Source organism: Mesorhizobium sp. M7A.F.Ca.CA.002.04.1.1, assembly GCF_004022805.1.
Lineage (GTDB): Bacteria > Pseudomonadota > Alphaproteobacteria > Rhizobiales > Rhizobiaceae > Mesorhizobium > Mesorhizobium ciceri.
This window is the reverse complement of the sequence record NZ_RZPL01000224.1, coordinates 1-7,566: the sequence shown is the minus strand read 5'-3', so window position 1 is coordinate 7,566 and position 7,566 is coordinate 1. Positions and strand designations below refer to the sequence as shown.

Below are 7,566 nucleotides of genomic sequence, written 5' to 3'. Positions count from 1 at the left end.
CCTGTTTTGCAGGCCGGCAGTGTTGACCGATCGGGCGCGATCGGGCAATGGCCAGAAGCGGAAAACCCAGCCGCCAGAGCGACGCAGCGGCCAGGGCCGTTTAGCGAGCGCTCCATGAAGACGGTGCTTCATCACCATGGTTGCCGGGATCGCGCGAAGCCGCCAGCCGACTGGCAAGACCGACGAGCCTCGCGCCGATGTTTCATCACCCGCATGAATGACACGAAAAAAGCCCCACCGGACTCCGCCCTATGGCGAAGTCCTGGGAGCTGCGAAAAGATATCCTCCGTCCGCCTCTGTTCTCGCCTTCCGACTGCCTAAACAACGAGCGGGGCGCCCTGTGAGGCACCCGCCCTTGACTGTTTCGGCACCGCCCCCGGCGAGGGAAGCGCGACTACTTCTTGCCGGCCTTCGCGGGCGCTGCCTTCGGCTTGGCCGCAGGTGCCGCTTTCTTCACCGGCGCTGAAGATTTCGCTGCCGCAGCCTTCTTTGCCGGAGCAGCCTTGGCAGCCGGCTTCTTGGCTGGTGCAGCCTTGGCAGCCGGTTTCTTGGCAGGTGCTGCTGCCTTCTTCGCTGCGGGTTTCGCCGCAGCTTTCGCTGCAGGCTTCTTGGCCGGTGCCGCCTTGGCAGCCGGCTTTGCCGCTGCCTTGGCGGGTGCCGCCTTCTTCACTGCCGGTTTCGCCGCAGCTTTCGCTGCCGGCTTCTTGGCCGGTGCTGCTTTTGCCTTGGCCGCCGCGGCCTTCGGCTTGGCAGCGGGTGCTGCTTTCTTCACTGCAGCTGCGACCTTTGCCGTCGCTGCTTTTGCGGGTGCTTTCTTTGCCGGTGCCTTGGACGCCGGCGCTTTGGATGACTGCTTAGCCATGCGATGCCCCTTCCTTTGTGCCGACGGCCGTAATGACCCGGCGCGCTCATGCATATCTGACTCGCGGCTTGCTAGCCAGCGAAGCAATAGACTGATTTTCGCAGCTTAAATTTCGGTTACGATCGGCACATGATCGTGCTGATCGTCGCAGAAATTCACTTCTGATCTTCGACCATTGGCTAGAATGTGTCGCCGACATTCTCCACACTCCGCGGAAGCGCTCCTCTCGTGAAGCTCCGAAGATCAGCGAGCAGCTTTGCGTGTCGATCGTCGGTCGCCGATATCATGACCGCTGCCTCATCGGTGCGATCATCTCGTGCAGGCGGACGATCTATACTGCAATGCGACAGCCGATCGGTGCATCGTCTTGTCAAGCACGAACGCAGATCGGCCTGCTCGTGAATTGACAGATAACTCTACATGGCAGAGTATTCTGTACAGCATGCTGGAGCATTTCAATGTCGATCGCACAGGAGCAAGCGGCGCTGTCGCCGTTCGAGATTGCCAAGACGGTCCGCCACGGCGGCAGCATGGTTGTCGGCGGCCTCCGGCTTGGCTGCGCCGGAGCCAATCGATGAGTGCCGACGAAATCATCCACCAGAGCACTCGGCTCAGGATCATGGCGGCGCTGAGCATGCTGGAAAGGCGGCAAACGCTGGATTTCACCGGGCTGAAAGCCATCGTGGACGTCACCGACGGCAATCTCGGTGCGCATCTCGATACGCTGGCCAGGGCTGGTTATGTCGACATCGAAAAGCTGTTCGTCGGCCGCCGGCCGCAGACGCGCGTCAGGGCGACGACGAGCGGACGGCGCGCGTTCCGCGGCCATGCCGCATTCCTGCGCAAGATCCTCGATCAGGCCGAGGCGGCGGCGCGCAGGAAATAGCGTGATGACTGGGCAATCCGCTCAGCGCGCGGCAACAACGGCAACGCCGGCGCCGATCATCACACCGCCCGCCGCGCGGTTCACCCGGCGTACGATCCTTGGTGTGCGCAACAGGCTGCGGGCGCGACCGGCGAGGACGACATGACCGCCGATCACCACGACCTCGACGGCCACGATCACCATCATCAGCACACCGAGATGACCTGCGTCGAGCGATGCGCCGACGACGCTAGGCAACAGCGCAATGTAGAACAACGGCATTTTCGGATTGCCAAGATTGAGCGCGATGCCGGTGGCAAAAATCATCAACAGCCCTCGCCGTCCTGAGATGGGCTGCAGTTCGGGAATGACGGGCGCCGCCATCCACAGCCTGATGCCCGTCCAGACCAGATAGGCCGCTCCACCATAGCGAAGCACCGTCATGACGATCGCCATCTTGGCGGCGACGATCGACAGGCCGAAGGCGGCGAGGATCAGGAAGATGAGGATGCCGACCACGGTGCCGGCACCGTAGGCGATGCCCGACGCGGCGCCATTGGAGATTGTGCGCGCGACGATCGTCATGTTGTCCGGACCCGGGCTGGCAGCGAACACGAAGAAGGCGGCCGCAAAGGCAAGCGAGGTCGCGAGATCCATGAAAACTCCCGAGGGTAATGCCGCTCTCGGGAGTCCAGACTAGCCGGTTTACCTGTCGGCGCCATCAGGAAAATCGAGAAACTGCGCGATGCGCATTTCCGTCACGGCTGATAGCCGAGGCAGATGGCGCCGAGCGCGACGATGGCGCAGGCGCCGACCCGCCGCGGCGTCAGCACCTCGCCGAGGAACAGACGTCCGATGAAGGCCGCGAAGACGACGCTGGTTTCGCGGATCGCGGTGATCGGACCGGCCGGTCCGAGCGCGAAGGCCGCGACCACGACACCGTAGGCCAGAAGTGCAAACAGGCCGCCGCCCAGCGCCTTCCAGGTTTCCGGCGCACCCAGGTCGACTGTGAGCCGGCCACGGCAGGCGACGAAGGCCGCCGGCAGCAACGCGCCGTAGATCACCAGCACCCATGCGGTATAGGCACCGGCGTTTCCCGCCGCCCGAACGCCGAGCGCATCGACCGTCGCATAGGCGGCGATGATCGCTCCCGTTGCCAGCGCATAGAGTATCGATGTCGTGGCGGCCCTGCCCCTTCCGAGAGAAAGGCCCATGATGCCGCCCGCGACCAGCGCGACACCGATGGTCTGCGGCAGAGTGAGCTGCTGGTTGGCCAGGAAGAACTCGCCGAGCGTGACGAGCAGCGGCACGCTGCCGCGAACGATCGGATAGACCTGTCCCAGCTCGCCATATCTGTAGGCGGCCACCAGAAACAAACTGTAGCCAACCTGCAGGCAGGCCGAGAGCACAATGTAGGACCAGGCCGGCGCGGCCGGAAGGGCGTGGAAGAAGGCTAAGGGGATGGCGAGCGCCGTACTGGAAAAGCTCATGACGGTGACGGTCCACAACCTGTCGGCCCCCGTGCGCAGGAACGCGTTCCAGGTTGCGTGCAGGATCGCCGCAAACAATGCGAGCCCGATGACCAGCGGGCTCATTGGGACTTACGCGAAGCAGCGACGATGCCCATGGCCGCCTTGCGGGCGTCGCGAATGGCGGCGTCGGCCGGCCCCATCTGCGCCAGCAAGGTCGCACCTTCGATCAGCATAAGCAGTGTCGCCGCCACGCTTTCGGCGCGGCCGCGCGGCATCATCTCTTCGAGGATAGACCGCATGCGCCGCTTGAGGCCGTTCTTCTGCCTGACAACGGCCTTGAAAACCGGATGCCCGGGATCGCCGAACTCGGCCAATGCATGTGCGAACAGACAGCCATGGAAATCGGCGCTGCGGAACCAGAGTGCATGCCAGTCAAAAATCCTTCCGATTTTCTGTTCCGGCGGAATGCCCTCCTGGGCGAGCCGGTCGAGCTGGCGGTCGAAACGCATAGCGCGATAGTCGAGCACCTCGACGATCAATTCGTCCTTGCTGGGGAAGTGGCGATACATCGTCATCTTGGCCACATCGGCTTCGGCGATGATCCGGTCGATACCCGTCGCATGGAAGCCGGCGCGCTTGAACAGCACGTAGGCCGTTTCAACGACGTGCTGGCGCTTATCGGAAACGGGCGATGGTGTCATGGCGCATACCGAGTGGTGAGACAGGTCTGTCTCATACATATGCGACGGATCGCGCCAGCTGTCAACGCGGCACGAAAAACGCCTGCAGCCGATCAAGCCACAGGCGCGAAAGAGATTGGAAGGGGAAACCGGGTTTAGCGCAGAATGCGGCAGCGGCCGTTGTAGACCATCCAGCGGTCGAAGCCCGAGACGCAGAATTCGACATTGTCGCCGATCGAGGCAAAGCCCTGGCCTTCCTCGATCAGGTACCAGATGGTGCGATCGCGGCCGTCGGACAGGCTGACGGTGGCCCCGCAATAACGGCGACCGATCGGCCAGGTATCGTCGGCCGCCAGATAGCGATGCTGGTGAATGCGCCGGAAATCGGTGATCTGCACATCCGGCAGATGCGGCACGTGATGCACCTGATAGGAAAAGCGGCTGGTGATCTTGTTCAGTACCCAAGGCTGACCGCAGACCCCGCTGTCTTCATCGGAATAGACCGTAAGATCGGCGGCCTGCACGGTCTGGGTGATACCGAGAGGCGCGGCAAGCGGGGTGCAGAGCGAAATCAGGGCGGCAAGAGCGGATTTGGCGAAGCGAGTCATGGCAGCCTCTCAAGGTCGATTGTGCGCACTGTGCGGATTCGCTCGGCGGCGGTCAAGCGGTTGCGTTGACAATGGTTTCCCAGTTTGAAACTGCTTTTTGACCAAAGCCGAATTTACACGGCACCGGAATGGCTCTGGCACGTTCATGCCCGGATCCAAAAGAGCGCGGGTCCCGGGTCGTCAATGAGCCCGCCTCAAGCCTGCTCGCCGGCCAGCCATTCCAACGACCAGTGCGCCGGCCGCCCCACCGCAAGCAGCCTGTGCAGGGCCGGCAGCAGCGTCCGCAACTCGCCCTCCAGCGTGAACGGCGGATTGACCACCAGCAGACCGCTGCCGTCGAGGCTGGGTTCCGAAGAGGCCGGCCTGATCTCGAATTCGATGTCGAGCAGCTTCGGGATGCCCGATTGCTTCAGCGCCTTGCGGAAAGCGATGATCGCCTTGCGGTCCTTGATCGGATACCAGAGCGCGTAGATGCCGCCTGGCCAGCGCTTGTGCGCCCTTATGAGCCCGTCGACGAGGCGATCGAACTCACCCGCTTCCTCGAATGGCGGATCGATGAGAACAAGGCCGCGCTTCTCCTTCGGCGGCAGATGGGCGCCGAGCGCCAGCCAGCCATCGAGTTCGATGATCCGGGCCTGGAAATCGCCGGCAAAGAACGTCCTCAGCCTCGCGGCATCCTTGGGGTGCAGCTCGATCGCGGTCAGCCTGTCCTGCTTGCGCATGAGATGGCGCGCAATCAACGGCGAGCCCGGGTATTTCTGGATGCCACCCTCAGGGTTGAGCGACCGTATTGTCTCCAGATAAGGCGCGAGCAGTGCTGCCACCGGCGCGGCAAACGGGGCATCGATCAGCCTGCCGATGCCGCCTTGCCACTCACCCGTCTTCTGCGCTTCGGCCGACGACAGATCGTAGCGGCCAATGCCGGCATGGGTGTCGACGACCCGAAACGCCTTGTCCTTCTGCTTCAGATACTCGAGCAAGCGCGTCAGCACGACATGCTTGACGACGTCGGCGAAATTCCCGGCATGGTAGGCGTGGCGGTAGTTCATCGTTTTGTGCCGTTATGCATGTCGTTGTCCCAAAACCGCTGCACACTTTTGGGCGACATGCATCAGCCCCTGCCCCAGCGCGGCGGTGGCGGCTGAGAGTTCGGATTTTCCGGCCGACCGCCTCGAGTGCGCAAGGTCAGCAAAAATCCGATCAGGCCGATCGCCATCAGCGCGAAGCCGACCGGCCGTGCACGGCTGTCGATCTCGCCTGCGCCGGAGCGCAGGATGAGATCGACAGCCCGCATCGGTATGTCGTCGGCATCACCCGGTCCGACGGTGAAGACGTAGGGACCCGGGCTGACGGTCGCGATGACGCCGGCCTCGTCGCGAAAGATCTTGTCGGGCAGTTGCGGGCTGGCCTGGCGAGGATTGTCGGAATGGTTGAACTGCAGCGTCGAGGCGAGCACCGTGCGGCCATTGCTGGCGGCGGTCAGCGTCAGCACGGTGCGCTGCTGCGAGACGATGCGCTCGGCTCTTGCGGTCAGGTCGACCAGCACCCGCACCGGCGCATCGCGGCCGGAGATCGGCACCTGGCGGGTCTATGAGCAAGGCCGTTTCAAGCCGCTGACGGTGCCGATCTCGTGCCCGGAGAAATTGCTCATCGCCCAGGGATAGATGACACCGACGCCGGCGCCGACAAGCAGGATCAGGACAAACAGAAAGCGCATTCACATCACCATGGCGTATCGTGACCTTGCCAATAGCGCCCCGACGGCCAAAAGGCGATGGCCAGTTGCGGCAGCCACCCTGGAGGTGGACCGTACGGGGTGCGAGCGCAACCAGATTGGCGGCGTGGCTGCGCAACAATGCCGATAACGTTCTACCTATGCGCTCAAAAATTAAGCCGTGTATTTCGCGCGCCGCGCTGAACATTGCTGTCGGCTCATTCTTGGCCGTTCTTGCTGTCAGGTTTTGATTCTACCTCAAGGAACAGCTTGGCGCGTCCGGCAACATATTGACGTCGATCGAGCCAATATGCTGATTCATAAACAGGATTTGCCTTGTGCGCCATGCTTCGGTCCGAGAGGCCGTAGCCGCTTTCATGATTAACCATTCGCGAGCGCATTTGGTTAAGGAATTGCTAATTTGGTTGACTATAATTTCCACAGGTATATTTTCGATGCGTTGGGATGTGCAATTTGGGCGAGCAATCGATGGTGACACCGGGCGTGTGATCGCGATTTCGGGGCGCGGAGAATGCTGAGCGGCAGCACGGAGGTTGTGTAGTCGCACCAGCTTCGCGAAAGCCAAGAACAATTGACGCACATCAGTGATGGCGCTTCCGCAGATGCGGAGGTTTGCCACGTTCTCAGGAACGTGGCCGGGCGATGCTTTGTCCCGGCCCGGCGGTAGCGTGTTCGGTGCGTATGAGGAAAGCATGACTAAGCTTGTCAAGGTTCTGAAACTGGAATCCGGCAGCCAAAAGGACGCCAGCCAAAGCCGACGACGCGCCCTTGTCGCCGGAGGAGCGGGATTTTTAGGTTCGCATCTGTGCGAACGTCTTTTGCGGGACGGATACGACGTTGTCGCGCTGGACAATTTCCACACCGGCAAAAGATACAATCTCAATGCCCTTCAGCGCAATCCGAGCTTCAGCTGCATCGAGCACGACATCGTCGATGCACTGCCTTCGGACCTTCAGTGCGACGAGATCTACAATCTCGCCTGCCCAGCCTCTCCGCCGCACTACCAGGCAGATCCGATCCACACCTTCAAGACAAGCGTGCTTGGCTCGCTGAACCTTCTGGAACTCGCGCGACAGAACAAGGCCAAGATATTCCAGGCCTCGACGTCCGAAGTCTATGGCGATCCCTTCGTGCATCCACAGCCCGAGAGCTACTTCGGCAACGTCAATACGCACGGGCCGCGCTCCTGCTACGATGAAGGCAAGCGCTCGGCCGAAACCCTGTTCTTCGATTATTCGAGAACCTATGGTCTCGATATTCGTGTCGCCCGCATTTTCAACACCTACGGTCGCCGCATGCAGCCCGACGATGGACGTGTGGTTTCGAACTTCATCGTCCAGGCGC

The 7,566-nt window shown here is 62.0% G+C and carries 9 protein-coding genes and 1 pseudogene; 2 read left to right on the top strand and 8 right to left on the bottom strand.

Annotated features, from left to right (window positions below; all coding sequences use genetic code 11):
- Positions 1 to 394 precede the first annotated feature (394 nt).
- Positions 395 to 862 carry a hypothetical protein gene (locus ENZ75_RS14070; RefSeq protein ID WP_063167706.1) on the bottom strand — a complete coding sequence of 156 codons (468 nt, stop codon included), beginning with the start codon at positions 860 to 862 and terminating at the stop codon, positions 395 to 397.
- Between the two features lie 574 nt (positions 863 to 1,436).
- On the opposite strand from ENZ75_RS14070, the gene ENZ75_RS14060 reads away from it, so the two are divergent.
- Positions 1,437 to 1,748 carry a transcriptional regulator gene (locus ENZ75_RS14060; protein ID WP_013532486.1) on the top strand — a complete coding sequence of 104 codons (312 nt, stop codon included), beginning with the start codon at positions 1,437 to 1,439 and terminating at the stop codon, positions 1,746 to 1,748.
- A 21-nt stretch (positions 1,749 to 1,769) separates the two neighbouring features.
- On the opposite strand, the gene ENZ75_RS14055 is transcribed toward ENZ75_RS14060, so the two are convergent.
- The 7 genes and pseudogenes from ENZ75_RS14055 to ENZ75_RS35590 all read right to left on the bottom strand — a co-directional run bounded on the left by ENZ75_RS14055 (position 1,770) and on the right by ENZ75_RS35590 (position 6,548).
- Positions 1,770 to 2,384, bottom strand: coding sequence for a LysE family translocator (locus tag ENZ75_RS14055; RefSeq protein WP_013532487.1), 615 nt, complete (start codon positions 2,382 to 2,384; stop codon positions 1,770 to 1,772).
- Between the two features lie 101 nt (positions 2,385 to 2,485).
- Positions 2,486 to 3,322, bottom strand: a complete 837-nt coding sequence (locus ENZ75_RS14050; RefSeq protein ID WP_013532488.1) for a DMT family transporter — start codon at positions 3,320 to 3,322, stop codon at positions 2,486 to 2,488.
- Entirely contained in the window at positions 3,319 to 3,900 is a 582-nt protein-coding gene (locus ENZ75_RS14045) for a TetR/AcrR family transcriptional regulator (RefSeq protein WP_013532489.1), read from the bottom strand. The genes ENZ75_RS14050 and ENZ75_RS14045 overlap by 4 nt, the downstream gene beginning before the upstream one ends.
- Positions 3,901 to 4,034: 134 nt before the next feature.
- Positions 4,035 to 4,487 carry a hypothetical protein gene (locus ENZ75_RS14040; protein WP_013532490.1) on the bottom strand — a complete coding sequence of 151 codons (453 nt, stop codon included), beginning with the start codon at positions 4,485 to 4,487 and terminating at the stop codon, positions 4,035 to 4,037.
- Positions 4,488 to 4,681: 194 nt separating this feature from the next.
- Entirely contained in the window at positions 4,682 to 5,536 is an 855-nt protein-coding gene (locus tag ENZ75_RS14035; protein WP_013532491.1) for a 23S rRNA (adenine(2030)-N(6))-methyltransferase RlmJ, read from the bottom strand.
- Positions 5,537 to 5,598: 62 nt separating this feature from the next.
- Positions 5,599 to 6,204 (bottom strand): annotated as a pseudogene (locus ENZ75_RS14030) (hypothetical protein).
- A gap of 215 nt (positions 6,205 to 6,419) precedes the next feature.
- Positions 6,420 to 6,548, bottom strand: coding sequence for a hypothetical protein (locus ENZ75_RS35590; protein ID WP_272482885.1), 129 nt, complete (start codon positions 6,546 to 6,548; stop codon positions 6,420 to 6,422).
- 366 nt (positions 6,549 to 6,914) lie between these two features.
- Here ENZ75_RS35590 and ENZ75_RS14025 point away from each other — a divergent pair.
- The coding region (locus ENZ75_RS14025) for a GDP-mannose 4,6-dehydratase (RefSeq protein ID WP_128278150.1) at positions 6,915 to 7,566 on the top strand (652 nt) is incomplete at its 3' end.